This is a genomic window from Yoonia sp. SS1-5, from assembly GCF_038443705.2.
Classification (GTDB): Bacteria; Pseudomonadota; Alphaproteobacteria; order Rhodobacterales; family Rhodobacteraceae; genus Yoonia; species Yoonia rhodophyticola.
The window spans coordinates 2,503,667-2,518,632 of the sequence record NZ_CP151767.2; the positions used below are offsets into that span (position 1 = coordinate 2,503,667).

General features: G+C 57.5%; 11 protein-coding genes. 1 reads left to right on the forward strand and 10 read right to left on the reverse strand.

All coding sequences use genetic code 11. From position 1 onward, the window contains the following. Nucleotides 1–59: 59 nt before the first annotated feature. Complete coding sequence (locus AABB31_RS13850) at nt 60–1,022, reverse strand: AraC family transcriptional regulator (RefSeq protein ID WP_342077579.1); 963 nt, start codon at nt 1,020–1,022, stop codon at nt 60–62. Nucleotides 1,023–1,208: 186 nt separating this feature from the next. Between AABB31_RS13850 and AABB31_RS13855 the strand changes: the two genes are divergently transcribed. Further along, nucleotides 1,209–2,222 (forward strand): alpha/beta hydrolase family protein, encoded by a 1,014-nt coding sequence (locus tag AABB31_RS13855; RefSeq protein ID WP_373634886.1) that lies wholly within the window; start codon nt 1,209–1,211, stop codon nt 2,220–2,222. 641 nt (nt 2,223–2,863) lie between these two features. On the opposite strand, the gene AABB31_RS13860 is transcribed toward AABB31_RS13855, so the two are convergent. The 9 genes from AABB31_RS13860 to AABB31_RS13900 all read right to left on the reverse strand — a co-directional run bounded on the left by AABB31_RS13860 (nt 2,864) and on the right by AABB31_RS13900 (nt 14,875). After that, nucleotides 2,864–3,337, reverse strand: a complete 474-nt coding sequence (locus AABB31_RS13860; RefSeq protein WP_373634887.1) for a hypothetical protein — start codon at nt 3,335–3,337, stop codon at nt 2,864–2,866. A gap of 365 nt (nt 3,338–3,702) precedes the next feature. Further along, entirely contained in the window at nt 3,703–4,611 is a 909-nt protein-coding gene (locus AABB31_RS13865; RefSeq protein WP_373634888.1) for a hypothetical protein, read from the reverse strand. Nucleotides 4,612–4,726: 115 nt separating this feature from the next. After that, nucleotides 4,727–6,112 carry a DUF3179 domain-containing (seleno)protein gene (locus AABB31_RS13870; protein WP_342077574.1) on the reverse strand — a complete coding sequence of 462 codons (1,386 nt, stop codon included), beginning with the start codon at nt 6,110–6,112 and terminating at the stop codon, nt 4,727–4,729. A 209-nt stretch (nt 6,113–6,321) separates the two neighbouring features. Beyond that, complete coding sequence (locus AABB31_RS13875) at nt 6,322–8,130, reverse strand: EAL domain-containing protein (RefSeq protein ID WP_342077573.1); 1,809 nt, start codon at nt 8,128–8,130, stop codon at nt 6,322–6,324. 94 nt (nt 8,131–8,224) lie between these two features. Further along, entirely contained in the window at nt 8,225–9,067 is an 843-nt protein-coding gene (locus tag AABB31_RS13880; protein ID WP_342077572.1) for an NAD(P)-dependent oxidoreductase, read from the reverse strand. 34 nt (nt 9,068–9,101) lie between these two features. After that, nucleotides 9,102–9,875, reverse strand: coding sequence for an HpcH/HpaI aldolase/citrate lyase family protein (locus tag AABB31_RS13885; RefSeq protein WP_342077571.1), 774 nt, complete (start codon nt 9,873–9,875; stop codon nt 9,102–9,104). Next, nucleotides 9,875–11,086, reverse strand: a complete 1,212-nt coding sequence (locus AABB31_RS13890) for an FAD-binding oxidoreductase (RefSeq protein WP_342077570.1) — start codon at nt 11,084–11,086, stop codon at nt 9,875–9,877. Before AABB31_RS13890 ends, AABB31_RS13885 begins: the two co-directional genes overlap by 1 nt. Then, nucleotides 11,083–12,792: a hydantoinase B/oxoprolinase family protein gene (locus AABB31_RS13895; protein ID WP_342077569.1), complete on the reverse strand. Its 1,710-nt coding sequence runs from the start codon at nt 12,790–12,792 to the stop codon at nt 11,083–11,085. Before AABB31_RS13895 ends, AABB31_RS13890 begins: the two co-directional genes overlap by 4 nt. Nucleotides 12,793–12,796: 4 nt before the next feature. After that, on the reverse strand, nt 12,797–14,875 hold the full coding sequence (locus AABB31_RS13900; protein ID WP_342077568.1) for a hydantoinase/oxoprolinase family protein: 2,079 nt from the start codon (nt 14,873–14,875) through the stop codon (nt 12,797–12,799). Between the last annotated feature and the right edge of the window lie 91 nt (nt 14,876–14,966).

Below are 14,966 nucleotides of genomic sequence, written 5' to 3' on the forward strand. Positions count from 1 at the left end.
CAGCCGCGCCGCCGTCCAGCATGGTATTTTTTGTGCGGACAGGTGTTGGGGTCAGGACCCTAAGGTTGGTTTTCGGGCGCCATCTCATTTGCCAACCACTTGCTTGGGCTACTGCCCGCAATCCGCAGGAACTCACGGTTAAAATTGGATTTTGTGTTAAAGCCACAAGACAGCATTGCAGATGTAACACTTTCGCCGTCTATCAACGCCTTTTGGGCCGCGGCAATCCGTGCGTCGTTGACATAGCGCGATACGTTTTCGCCGGTTTCTTGGTTGATTATCGTGGAAAGGGTTTTTGCAGGCACGCCAAGTTTGCGTGACAGGCGCAAGAGCGTGAGGTCAGGATCAAGGTAGGGGCGATGATCCTCCATATATGTCTGAACACGCTTCCATACCTGTTGCTCGGCTTCGGTGCTGCTCGTGCGTCGTGGCTCTTCCTGGTTCGTCTCTTCCGCTCGCAAATGGTCCGACAGGCTGATGATCCCGATCAGTAGCAGATTCCCAATCGAAAAAAGACTGATGATCCAAGGCCGCAGATGTTCAAAGCCCCCGGCGATTGCGGCAACAATCAAAACATCGCTGAACGCAGAAACAATCAAGGCTGCGCCAATCACTTGCCAGATGCGCGAGGGCAGATTGCCGTCCACCAGAAAGCTGCGCGGTTGTGCGTCTGGACCCTTGCGGGACAGAAACAGGATGGCACAACCATAGACGGCAAATGTACCCGGCACGAAGATATCCAGAAAGCGCGGGGCGGTGATGAGGGCTGCAACTGCAGTTAGTGGCCCCAGCAGGTGAAGCAGGTCCGAACGATTGGCAGGCCGTACAGCCGTCCACTGAAAAGCGCACCACGCTATGGGCGGAACCAGCGTTGCTGTGATCGGCTGAACAAACCGCATGCCGGGTACGTGATAATGCTGCGCAAGTGCCAGGATTGCTGTTTGCAATGCACAGGCTGCGAGCAGGATCGCAATCGGGCTGAGCGTTCCGCGCGTGACCCAAAGGCGGATAAACAGGAACATCAAGACAGCTGATGCAAATACGGGGATGGGCAAGCTTGGCATGAGACACCGACGTTGTAATCAGTTCGGATGTGTTAGTCCTAAAACCGGATCGTGACGACCTAAATCCGGTTTTAGGACGCCAGCCCGTCGTCGCGTCCTGCATCACTCGTGTCAGAAACGATGACTTGGTTGGAGTGAGACCCTATGAAAAATATTGCAGTGACTATGGCACTACTGGGCGCTGCGTCCAGTGTGATGGCCGACCCTGCGGGCTTGAGGATGATGGAAATCGACATGCCGCATCACGGCAGTCAGGCGGGTATATCGATCTGGTATCCCACCGGTGGTGGCGGTGATGTAAAGGTTGTTGCCGAAAACCCGGTTTTCTACGGGGTTGATGCGGCAATCGACGCAGACGTAAAGAACGGCACCCATCCCATTGTGATGTTCAGCCATGGCATGGGTGGCACGACACGGGCGCAGGCCTGGCTTGCATCCGGTCTTGCCGCGCGGGGGGCGATTGTGGTGTCCGTAAATCATCCAAATTCAACATGGGGTGACTTCGACATGTCCAAGGGGGTGAACCACTGGACACGGGTTGCGGATCTGTCTGTCGCACTGGATCGGTTGTTGGCTGATCCGGCTTTCGAGACCCATGTTGATAGGTCGCGGATCATGGCCGCCGGGTTTTCATATGGCGGTTGGACCGCGCTTTCGATGGGGGGCATCACAGGCAACCACGCGGGGATTGTGGCGACATGCACGGCCCATTTGGATGAAATGGCGGCTTGTGACACCCTCTTGTGTGAAGGTGTTAACATGCAAGGGATCGACGCAAATGTCTGGAATGCCAGCTATGCAGACGCGCGGATCACACATGTAACGGCGATTGATCCGGGGTTCGTTTGGGGGCTGACAGCGCCCGATGTGGCCGGACTTGTGCCGAACCTGCATATGATCGGCTTTGGCGGTCCTCTCGACCGGATGAGCGCCACAAATTTTGATGACAGTGGCCTGACAGCTCTTTTGCCGAACGCAAAGGTGACGCGCTTTGACCCTGCCTTTCACTTCACTGCAATGCCGTTGTGCAAACCCGCCGCCGCAAAAATCCTCGAGGAGGAAGACGACGACCCGGTGTGTACAGACCCTGCCGGAACTGATCGGGCGGCAGTGCATTCCGAAATCATCAGCATTATCGCGGAAGAGCTTGATCTGTGAATACAGCTGCCGTTCAGCGCATTAAGTTAGACGGCAGGTTTGTCCTTAGGTTGGGTGGAAACGATCAGTGTTTCGGCGATTGCCTTGGTGTTGGGTCGCTTGGTCCGTATTTGGTAAACCCATTGACTGTGGCGCACGGGATTTGGTCCGAGGATTGTTCCGACGGCATTCGGACGCTTTTTAGGCAGTGGCCGGGCGAGGCGACTGCCTTTCAACCCCTCATCGCAGCGACCAAGGCGGGAACCCCGAAAACCTTCGGAACGCCGGTCATTTTGCAGGCAAGGCCGTCTCGGTGGCGAGGTTTTTCAATTTTCGCAATTTGAACGGCGTCGCACCCATCGAGGACTTGATCATGCCGCAGACAATCAGTGGGGGGCGGTCCAACCGCTGCTGTGCCCTCGCAAAAACATCCTTATGTTCCCATCAGCGCGTGTGGCGCTGCTTGGTGATTGTGCATTTGTCTTTGACGACACAGTCAGCACCGGGGCTCGACCAGTAAATCCTGACGGCGTTGCCGTGCTTTAGGGCCGTGGACCGATGGATCGGTTTCTCGTCCGCCCGGCAGATGTCGACGTCAGCTTACGCATCATGGGCAAAACTGACCGAACCATTCGGACGCCGTGGACGAGCTGGCCCTGACCTTAGAACTCGTAAGATACCCCAAACGCCAGGTAGGGGGCTATCGCGACATCTGCGGCATCTTGCTGTGCTTGTTGGTAGTCGGGGTCATTTTCAATTTCTGCCTGAGCGGTCGTATTGCTTGATGTTGCGGTCAAGGTGATGCCGTCGATAAAAACCGCGCCGATCTCGGAATTGAACGACCAGCCATTGCCAAACCGCCAATCGTAGCCCGTTGTGATCATCGGTGCGATTTCGTTATTGAAAACGGCGGCGATTTCCAGCGTCTCACCGGGGTAGACAGTGCCATTCACCTCGATATCGCCTTCGACAAGGGCGTTTGCCTCACCGGTCGCAAACATCAACCCGCCTGAGATGCGCCAGCCTGATTGGGTCGGGAAATAGTCACCCAACAGGGCAAACCCGCCAAGTTCCACTTCGGTCGTCGTCGTTTCGTCGCCGTTGGTGTCCCGCTCTTCAAATGACAGGCCCCCCATAAACGCCCCGCGCAGCCGCAATTGTCCGTTTATTGAATATGCTGTTTCGACATTTGCGCCGAATGTCGAAAGGCCAAACCCGATAGAGCCCTAGGGCAACTCTTGCCCAAGGCTGGCCGTCCCCAGACAAATGGCCAGTAAGGCGAGGAAAGTTGTCTTCACGTCAAACTCCTAATCCGTGCATGTAAGCCGGTGACTACCTGCATGCCCTTTACAAAGGGTTTAGACCAACGGGGGCTGCAAAAGTTTGCGATGAGTTGACGGTCGAGGACATCAGTGACTGCGATGCCTTGCCCGACCCGGCGTCCGGTGTTGCCGCTATCCGGCATTAAGGCCGGTACATATCTGATCGTGAATGGGCTGCCTTATCGGTCTGAGAAGGTGCCGTCCGAACTGATCACTAACGGAAAGCCGCGGCGCGCCCGAAGTGTGACGGGCAACGCGTCGGTCCCTGGGATCGGTGCGGCCTCAACATTTACAACCAGCGAAAGATCGCCCGAACGCATCGGATCAAGGTGCTGTGGCCCGGCGGCAAGTTCTGCCGAGATGGGTTTGAGGTTGTAACCGCCTCTTCTGAAATGCAGCCGGATGTCTGGTACACCGTGCTGATTTGAATTTGTTTCTGTGTCCACGCCAAATGCACCTTCGAACACTGCTGTTTGACCCCCGATCGCGAGTGTGGCGGTCCATACACTGTCCAGTATTCCGATGCCGGTCAGCGACTGGCAGATTGACGCAGTGGCCGCGACATCAAGACGGATTTCCGCGTCGCGCACCAATCTGTTCAGCGAATTCGGTGACTCGTCGGCCCCGCAGGCAACCTCTGTCGTTATCCGTTCAAGCCCGCGTCGGGTCGTGATATAGCATTGAGGTGCGTCGTGCGTATTCACTTGATGTGACGCATCCGGATTGTACGTTTCAGCATCACAGATATTTTCGGTCTCGGGATAGAACGGCACTCTTTCGTAGCCGATGATGCAAGCCTCCCCTTCGCGCGCCTCACCCCGCAAACTTGATTGTTCAACATAACCATCCCAATCTTCGCCGGAAATTCTAAGATCCAGATTGTCGCCGTCGATCGCGGCGGTGAACGCGACGTGACCCGGCCCATTGCATATTGGATGATTGTCCAGAATTTTCACTGGCGCGGTGTATGTGCGCGCTTGTGTTCTCGGTCGGTCTTCGAGATGCGACGCCTGAGCCGATCCGGCATGTGGCAGGCCAATCACGCCGAATGTGAAAAGAAGTGCCGTCAGGTTATGCTTTATCGTCAAATGGACCTCCCATCGTTGTTTCAATGGGTTACATATAGGTCAGCAATACTGCCATTTCAATATTCGTGCGTGGTTTTGAGTTGCCAACGGACCCACCAGAAGCGGACCAGTGGTGCTATTCGCCCCACAACGCTGTGTTCGGGTGGAACTGTGACCACGCAAACCAGAACGCCTGATGACTGCCCAGATCTGACCCATCCGCATCAACGGCCCGAATGCCGCCTGCATCAAGCGCGAGCCGCACATTTTCGACCATGATATCCTGACCGTTCTGCAACGCCACGAACGCCTTGCTGCGCTGGAAGGCGACTGGCTGACCGGATGCGGTGACCACGCCGATCACGTCTTCATGTACGGGCAGCCGTGGGTCCACATCACCGATTGGAAAGATCGGGCCGTTTGCATCGCGTCCGTTGCGGAAATCGGGATCACGGCCAAGGGCGAGGCGCTGAACCAATACCGTGGTTTCCGGATGTGCGGCCTTCCAAGTCCCCCAATCGGTGGTGACAACGGCAGCCTGTTCCAGCTGCAGATTGCGGGCGGCCAGCGGGCCTGTCACGGCCTTGCCCAGAAAGGTATCAAATACCGAATAAGTGTTCAGGTCATACATGACCTTGTTTGACCGGATCAGCAGCCCGGATGTCCGCAGGATCGGCCGTTCGATGCCATCGGGCAGCCCATCTGTGAAATAAGCCTGCGCGGCGCCACACAAGGTGCAGTAAGGGATGCCAAGGTCCCGGCCGCCCAACGTGTCATTTACCATCTCGCGGACTTCCATGATCTGGCGCGGATAGGCCCGGTATTTGCCATTCACCGCGATGCCAAAGACGATATCGTCATCTTGCAGCCAGGTCGCCTCGGCCGCTGTGCTGACCGCGGGGTTGTCTGCCGCCGGGATGCAGTTGCACGGCTCGTCAGTTGTGTCATAGGCCCGGGCGTCAATCAGCACACCGCCCCATGAGACATGCCGCCAGTCAATGTCGCCCTCGACAAAAATCCTGTCCCATCCGGGGACCGTATTGGTGAAGATCGCGCGCTTTGTCTGCAGGTAGTCGGGTGGCGCAGGGATGTCCCAAGCGATCAGGTGGTCGGTGACCGTGCCCCAGCTGTTGCGTTCCCGTATGCCTTTGCCCAACAGGTCTGATGCGGCCTCGGTCAGGATCGCGTTCAGGGCTGATCCTGACACAAAACGCATGATATCGCTGATGATCCAGACAAGGCGCGGGTCGTTCGAGGCCGTGATGGTGGACAGGGCCGCGGTCTGATCCCGGCCCCAACCGGCCTGTGTGACGCTGTCGACAAAGGCGACCTGAACTGCTGCCTGCAGCTCGTCCGACAACGGACCGGTCGGGACTGCAGGTGGCGTTCCATATTGGTCGATCACGTAATCGGGCAGGTCGGTCGCCTGTTGTGCCCGCAGCGTGCCGGCTGACAAGAGTGATAGTGCAGCAAGTACCAAGATGCAGATGATACGAGACGGCGCGTTGATCAAAGGTGCCATTCAGAAGCCTTTCAAACCCAAAGGTGGTGGGGTCGGACAGGGGATATATTCGGGGACATTTTTTTGGAAAAATACCAAATCAAAATGCCATGTCCTTACCCGCGAGATATGGCAGCGTAACCATCAAAGTCTGATCCGGCCAATCACAGCTGCATCAAGCATTGGTGAGCATCTGCGCCAGACACGATATTTCGCAGGGTGCGCCGGACTTAGGCAATTTGCGACAAATCCTCTGACCCGTCAGGATTTGGCCCCTGCCTGTCGGGGGCGGCAATCGGGACCGTGCTCAGATAGGCAAGCAGGTCTTCTTCGCTTTGCGGGTAGCTGATTGCGTAGCCCTGAAACTTGCAGCAGCCCAGCGCGGTGATGGCATCAATGTCAGCTTGCGTTTCAACGCCCTCGGCCAGGCAATCAATATCAAGCGCATTTGCCATCTCGACAATGGCTTTGACCAGACTGCGTTTTTGGCTGGAATGCACCACCTCTTGCACCAGGCTCTTGTCGATCTTCAGCCTGTCGGGCGCGATCTTGAGCAGACCGGTCATTGATGCCCGTCCGGTGCCGAAATCATCGGTTTCAATCCGAACCCCCAGTTCCTTGAGTTGGGACAGGTTCTGGCTGAACTGATTATTTTCGCTGGCTTCATCAAAATAGATGGTCTCCAGCAATTCGATGGAAAGCAGGCAATCGCGATCAATCCACAGGGTGTCGATCTGCCGGGGCAGCAGCGGGTCGATCAGACGCGCCTCACTGACATTGACCGAGAGTGACGGCAGCGGATAACCGGCCTCGCGCAGCCGCAATGATACCTGCATCGCCGCGACAAGCATGTGATGATCAATGCGGTCGATCAGCCCCAGTTCAACGGCCGACTGCAGAAATTGCCCCGGCGGCAGCATGCCGCGGTCCGGGTGTTGCCACCGCACCAGCGTCTCGGCGCCGATGATCCTGCCAGTCTGCACGTCGATTTGCGGCTGAAAGAAGGGGACAAACTCGCCCCGCTCGATGGCGCGCGGAATGTCAGAGGCCAGGCTGCGCCTGTCGTCAATCTGTCGTTGCAGCGCCGGCGTGACCTGGCAGACCATGTTGCGCCCGCCATTCTTCGCCTCATACAGCGCCGCATCCGCACGGCTGATCAGCAAACGGGCCCTGGTTTCGCCGGCCAATCCAGTTGCGACGCCCACGCTGGCCCCGATGGTGACGCGTTGCTTTGAAATCGCAATGGGCTTTGCCATCGCCTCAATGATCCGGTCGCCCAGCCAGATCGGCAGATCATCGGTTGCCAGCTGTCGCAGAATGACCATGAATTCATCGCCACCCACCCGATAAGGGCGGCCCGCATCGCCAAGGGCCAGTTGAATCCGCTTGGATGCCGTCCTGAGAACACTGTCGCCCGCCGCATGCCCAAACGTGTCATTGACCCATTTGAACCGATCAAGATCGACATGCAGAAGGGCCACAACCTGATCTGTCTGCTGCAGTGCGTGCGCGATGTCCCGTTCGAAGGCGCGGCGGTTAAACAACCCGGTCAGCGCATCCTCGTTTGCGGATCTCTCAAGATGCCGCCGGGCTTCATTCAGTTCGGCGTTGCGTTCTGCCAATGCCGCGTTCGATTCCTCAAGCCGTTGCATGGCCAGTTTTTCATCGGTGATGTCATGACCAACGCCACGATAGCCCACAAAGGTCCCATCGGCGTCAAATTGGGGTTCGCCCGCAATCCGTATCCAAAGCAATGTCCCATCATGCGGGCGGTGCATCTTGTATTCGAAATTCCGAAACGGCCGATGCGCAGCAAGATCGGCCTTGTGGGCGATCCATTTGGGGTCAGACATCTTTTCCGCCGGGATGATATCCCGCTTTTTGCCAAGCAAGGCGCCAATGTCGAATTTGGTCACTTCGGCCATGCGACGGGAAAAATAGCAAAACCGATGCTCTGAATCGGTTTCCCAGAACCAATCAGATGCCATCCCGGAAAAATCATCCAGGATTCTGATAACCTTGTCGTCTTCGATGGTCATACCGGCACGGTATCAGAACTTCCCAAACGAATGTGTTAACAGGACCGGACAATGTCGGTCGCGTTGCGCATGTGGCACGCAACCGCGCATCGCGCTAGTCGTTTTTGGCCGTATCGTCGGGGTTAAGGTTCAGATGCGCCACGCCGCTTTCCCCCAGCGGGATAGACGAGAACGGCCCCCCGTGATGGGTATTGGCCGGATCATGCGGGTCAAGTGGCTCATTTTGCGCATAAATCTCGCTAGCAAATTGCTCGGCATTGTCTTTGGGGCGGTATCCCAGATGTTGGGCCTTGCTGTTATCAACGGGCGCGCGGTCATTGTTCGAGACCCCGTATACAACAGAAAAGCCGGTGATTGGTGTATCAATCGACCGTTGAACCAGCTGGATCAGATCGTCATAGGACAGCCAGGTCCCGACAGCGCGCGGGTTTGAGACCTGCGCGCAGGACAGGATTCGCATACAGACCGATTCCAGCCCGCGCTTGTCCCAGTACATGCTGGCCAGATCCTCGGCAAAGCACTTGGCCAGCCCATAGAATGTATCCGGCCGGTGCGGGGCGTCGATACCGATGAAATCAGTCTTTTTGTGCATCCCCACAGCATGGATCGACGAGGCATAAACCACCCGCCGCAACTTGTTGCGATATGCCGCCTCCCAGATGTTGTAGGCCCCTACGAAATTCGGGCCAAGCAGGGTCTCAAACGGGGCCTCATCCCCGACCGCGCCAAAATGCACGACCATATCGGCGCCATTCAACAGATCAACCATCGCATCCAGATCGGCCAGATCGGCCTTTACGTAGGTTTCGTTTTCAAACAGCGTCTTTGGGCCGTCGGTGATGTCGGTCGACACGAAGGTGTCGCACATCTTTGACAGCGGTTCGCGCAGGTAGGAACCAAGGCGGCCGGCGGCACCGGTCAGAACGAGCTTTTTCATGGTTTGGGCCTTTCTTTTGAGTGTGGACGCATGATCATGCCAAGCCGTCCTTTACATGTGTCAGCACCGCATCCGAAGCCCTTGCAAGCAGCGATGCATCGGTTGCGCAGGCCACGAAGGTGAAACCATCATTCAGCAACTCGGTGGCAAAGGCCGGGTCCATCACAAGGGTGCCAACCGGCACGCCCTGGGCGATAAGCTTTTGCGCGGCGGGTCTGACAAGCGCCCAGACGGCGGGGTCCATCGGCTGGCCAAGCTTGCCGATATCGGCGGCGATGTCTGCGGGACCAAAGAAGATGCCGCTGACACCGTCAACCGCGCCAATCGCCTCGGCCTGTGCAATGGCAGCGCGGGTTTCAAGCTGCAACAGTACCGGAAGCTCATCGTTGATCCGGTCCAGATAGTCGGTGATCCGCCCGTATTTGTTGGCGCGGGTCGCACCGCTGAACCCGCGCACCCCGTGCGGCGGATAGCGGGTGGCAGCGACCGCTTTTTCGGCTTCGTCGACGGAACCGATCATTGGAAATAAAAGCCCCTGCGCACCGATATCCAGCAGGCGCTTGACGGCAACCGTGTCGTTCCATTCCACGCGGACGATGGCGGTGGTGCTGGTCCCTTCAAAGGCCTGCAACTGACTAAGGACGCTGAGGTAATCATTGGCCGTGTGTTCCATATCGACCAGCGCCCAGTCGTAACCGGCGGGCGCTATGACATCAGCAGCAACGTTGCTGCACATGCTCATCCAGATGCCGATTTGCTTTTCTTTGGCGGCAAGGGCTGCAGCAAAGCTGTTAGATGGCATTTTCATCAGATCACGGCCTTTTCGACGATTTTGCGACCCGCCGGGATACGGGCAAAGTGAAACGGGGTCATGTCCAGCGTCTTGTACTGGCCATGTACCAGCATTTCTGCCGTGCCGCGCCCCATGGCAGGGGATTGTTGCAGCCCGTGCCCGGAAAACCCGTTGAGGAAATAGAAGTTCTCCACCTCCGTATGTGGACCCATGATCGCGTTGTGGTCAAACGTGTTATAGGCGTAGTGCCCTGCCCATTCTGCCTGCACCTTGATCGCCTCGAACTGGGGGATGCGAGTCGCAAGGATGGGCCAGACATGATTTTCCCATAGCGTGAAATCCATCGTGAAATCATCGTAGTCGGCCGCAGGGTCAATATCGGAATGACCGCCGCATTGATATGTCCCGCCGCCATTTTCGCGGACATGCACACCAGAGGGATCAATCGTCAGCGGCAGGTCCTGATCAAGCGGCCTTTCTGCCGCAAAAATCCATGAATAGCGCTTTCGCGGTTCGACCGGGATGTTGATACCGGCCATCTGGCTGGTGCGCACCGCGCGCGGGCCGGATGCGTTCAGCACCTTGCCGCATGAAATCACTTCGCCCGACTTCAGGGTCACGCTTTCAACCTTGGTGCCTGCCGCGTTCCTTGTGATCGCCACAACCTCGTTTTCAACATATTCGACCCCGCGTTCGCGGGCAGACCGGCGCCACCAGTCAAACACGGCGGTTGCATCCCAAAGCCCCTCATCCACCAGATTGATTGATCCCAGAACGATGTCATCGACGTTGTAGAACGGGTAGGCGGCCTGAATCTGATCTGCGGTCAGCAATTGGGTTGCGGCGCCCGCCGCCAACTGCACCTTTTGATTTTCGCGCAGCACGTCGGCAAAATCGGCATTATCCGCAAGATACATATAACCGAAGGACCGGATCGACAGGTCGGGGATCCGGCTATCGCCGCCCATATAGGTGCGGATATTCTTGACGAAGTCTGCCGCGAACTGGCTGATCCGGACATTCAGTTCACCGGAAAACTGCTGGCGCATGCACGAATTGGTGTGCATCGTCGATGTGTTTTCATAGGTCAGATCGCGGTCAACGACCAGGACACGCCCGTCAAAATCCTTGTCATCCGACAAAAACCAGGCGGCGGATGCGCCCATAATGGCACCGCCGATAATGATGATATCATAGCTTTGATATGCGTGGGATTGCGTGCTCATACCGGATCGCCCTTTTTCACTGACTGTTCGACCTGGGCAATGTCGCTGGCTGACAACCCGTAATCCCGGGCTGCAGTTTCGGCCGAGATATAGCCGCGCGCAAGGTCTCGTTTAACAAGATGCTTAGGCCGTTCTGCGGGGTCGCCGTAACCGGCCCCGCCGGGAAAGGCCATGACCACCTTGCGCCCATGCGGGACGAATTGCTTGCCCTTGACCCGCATCTTGGTGCCGTCATCCTGCGCAATCGTCGTGGCGGCACCGGCCTGTCCGCCGCGCCGGCCGCGCGCGGGGTGGTCAGCGCGGTCAAACATCGCTTGAATGTCAAACTCGTGCCCCTCTTGCGCGCCGACTTCCATGTATTGACCAAGGCCGCCACGGGTCCGACCGGCCCCGCCTGAACCCGGGCGCAACTCCTTACGCCAGATGATGACCGGGCCCGCATGTTCGGTTGCTTCAATCGGCATTGTCATCACGCCCGAGGGGAAGGCGGTGGCATTCAGCCCGTCATGGTCAGGCCGGGCGCCGGAGCCCCCTGAATTGAAGGTCAGCACCTCGGATCGGCGCGCACCTTCGGGCGCGGGCGCATCGGTGCGCGGCCGCAGACTGACCTGAAAGTTGCACAGACAACCCGCGCCCTCTGCCGGGACCAGCCCCGGCACGATCTTGTCAAAGGCATCGTAAACCGCGTCGGGGACGAAATGCCCCACGATATGGCGCAAAGCCACCGGTGCGGGGTGCAATGCATTCACGATTGAATTCTCAGGCGCCCTGATCTGGAACGGGGCAAGGCTGGCCGCATTGTTGGGGATTTCCGGGGCGATTGCCACTTTCAGCGCGTAACAGGCATAGGCCTTTGCATAGACAAGCGGGCAATTGATGCCCTTTTTGTCCACGCCGGATGACCCGGCAAAATCCGACACGATCCTGTCGCCTTCGACGCTGATCTTGACCTTCAGGGTAATCGGGCGATCAAACCCATCCATCGTCATTTCGCCCGTCGCCGTCTGTTGTGGCAGGGCGGCAATCCGTTCAATTGTGGCCCGGCGCGAGTTTTCGAGGATGAATTCGGCGATGCCATCCAGATGATCCAGGCGGAATTCGTCCATCATGTCGATCAGGCGCCGATGCCCGATTTCGTTACATGTCGTCAGCGCATAGATATCACCGATCAGTTGATCAGGTTCGCGGACATTGCCGCGGATGATGCTGACCAGCGTCTGATCAACATCGCCTTGATTGGCAAATTTCATGATCGGGATGTACAGGCCCTCTTCATAGACCGATTGCGCGTCAGCCCCGAAACCACGCCCGCCAATATCCACGATATGTGCAGTGCAGGCAAAAAATCCCACAAGGACACCGTTGTAAAAGGACGGGGTCACCATGGTGATATCATGCAGATGGCCTGTCCCCTCCCACGGGTCATTGGTGATGTAGACATCGCCTTCCATGATGTTCTGACGTCCGATACGGCGAATGAAGTGGGCCACTGCATCGGCCATCGCATTGACATGGCCGGGGGTGCCCGTAACCGCCTGGGCCAGCATGTTGCCATGTGTGTCATAAACTCCCGCTGACAAATCGCCGGCTTCACGGACAGAGGTGGAAAAAGCAGTGCGTACAAGGGCCTGTGCCTGTTCTTCGACGACGGAAATAAGCCTGTTCCACATGACCTGATAGGCAACGTTCGAGTGCTCTTGCGTCATGTCCCTATCCTTTCAAAATGATGTCGATGCAGCCATCAGGCTGGCAGATCGCATCCCGGCTTGCCGGAATAATGATTGTGGTTTCATCCTCGACCACGGCTGCCGGGCCGTGCGCCAGCGCGCCCACATCCATATCAAAACGGTCGATGATGGCGGCGTCCTGATATGCGCCGACTGCGGCATCAAAAATCTGGCGCTGCCCGGTTGGCGTCGCATCGGTCGCACCTTCGGTTTCAGAGACGCGCGCAACCGGTGCAGACGGGGTCGTGGCATTGACCGACCAGACGGTGATTTCGATATCCATTCCGGCAACGGGGCGTCCGAAAAGCTTGGTGTAGTCTTCCGCAAATCGGGCCTCGAATGTCGCCATATCAGTGTTCATGGCCTGATTTTCGGTCAATATGATCGGGATTTCCCAGCCCTGACCGCTATAGCGCATATAGACCTTGAATTCGGCCTGTATCGGACTGCGCGCATCGCAGGTGCGGACAAAACCTGTCGCCTCGGTCTTAAGGTCGGTCAAGAGGGTCTTGATCCGCTGTGGGTCAAAATCCGACAGCTTCATGTAGACCGACCGGTTTGCCTCGAAACTATACGGGGCGCGCAAAAAACCGATGGCCGATCCGACACCTGCGCCGGGTGGGACCAGCAATCGCGTCACCCCAAGTTTTTCGCATAGCCGCCCGGCATGCAGCGGCGCAGCACCACCAAAGGCAATCATCGTGTATTCCGACAGATCTTCGCCATTTTCCACCGCATGCACCCGGGCCGCGTTGGCCATGTTCTCGTCGACAACCTCGGCCACGCCAAAGGCGGATTCGACCGGATCCATATCCAGGGTATCACCAACATGGCCCGTCAGCGCCGATTTGGACGCCGCGGGATGCAGTTGGATCGAACCGCCCGCGAAATTATCCGGATCAAGCTTACCCAGAACCAGGTCTGCATCCGTCACCGCAGGGCGGGCGCCGCCACGGCCATAGCAGGCTGGCCCCGGCTCGGACCCGGCACTTTCCGGTCCGACCCGGATCTGCCGCATGGTGTCCACATGCGCCAATGACCCACCACCCGCGCCGATTTCCACCATATCGATGACCGGGATCGAGATCGGCATGCCCGACCCTTTCTTGAACCGATAGGTCCGGGCCACTTCAAACACGCGCGAGGTTTTCGGGGTCTGGTTCTTGATCAGGCAAATCTTGGCAGTGGTCCCGCCCATGTCGAATGACAGGACCTTGTCCAGACCATAGCGGGCGGCGATATGCGCGGCAAAGACGGCGCCACCTGCCGGACCGGATTCAACCAGACGCACCGGAAATTCCGCAGCACTTTCGATTGAGATGATACCGCCGCCGGAATGCATCAGGAAAATCCGGCATTTGACGCCTTCGTTGCGCAAACGGTCCTCAAGACGGCCCAGATAGGACGCCATCAGCGGCTTGATATAGGCATTGGCCACAACGGTATTGAAACGTTCATATTCCCGCATCTGCGGACTGACATCCGATGAAATCGACACCGCCACGTCGGGCAGTTTTGCATGGATGATGTCACGGATCATCTGTTCATGCGTGGCATTCAGGTATGAGTGGATCAAACCCACCGCGACCGATTGGAACCCTGCCGCCGCGATCTGATCAACCACTGCCGCAACCTCTGTCGTGTCGAGATCAATCAAAACATTGCCGTTCGCATCAACACGCTCGTTCACGGTAAAGCGCATCTGCCGGGGCAGAAGCGGCTCTGGCAGGTTGAGGTTCAGGTCATATTGCTCAAACCGGCTTTCCGTGCGCATTTCGATGACGTCCCGGAACCCTTGCGTTGTGATCAATGCGGTCTTGGCGCCGCGCCGTTCGATCAGGGCGTTGGTGGCGAGGGTTGTGCCATGGATGATCTGTTCGATATCGGCTGGCGAGATACCTGCATCGGCGCAAACCTGATGCATGCCATCAATGATCGCGGTCTCGGGTGCGGCGTAGGTTGTCAGCACCTTGGTTGAAAAGGATTGCCCCTCCTTTTCCAAGACGACATCCGTGAACGTCCCGCCAATATCAACGCCCAACCGTACCGACGAGGATGCCATAGATGTTGTCCTTATATGCAGCCGGTCGCGTCAGCGCGCCTACCCTGATCCTGAATTACATCAAAAACAACAGCCCCGAAAATCTATTGTT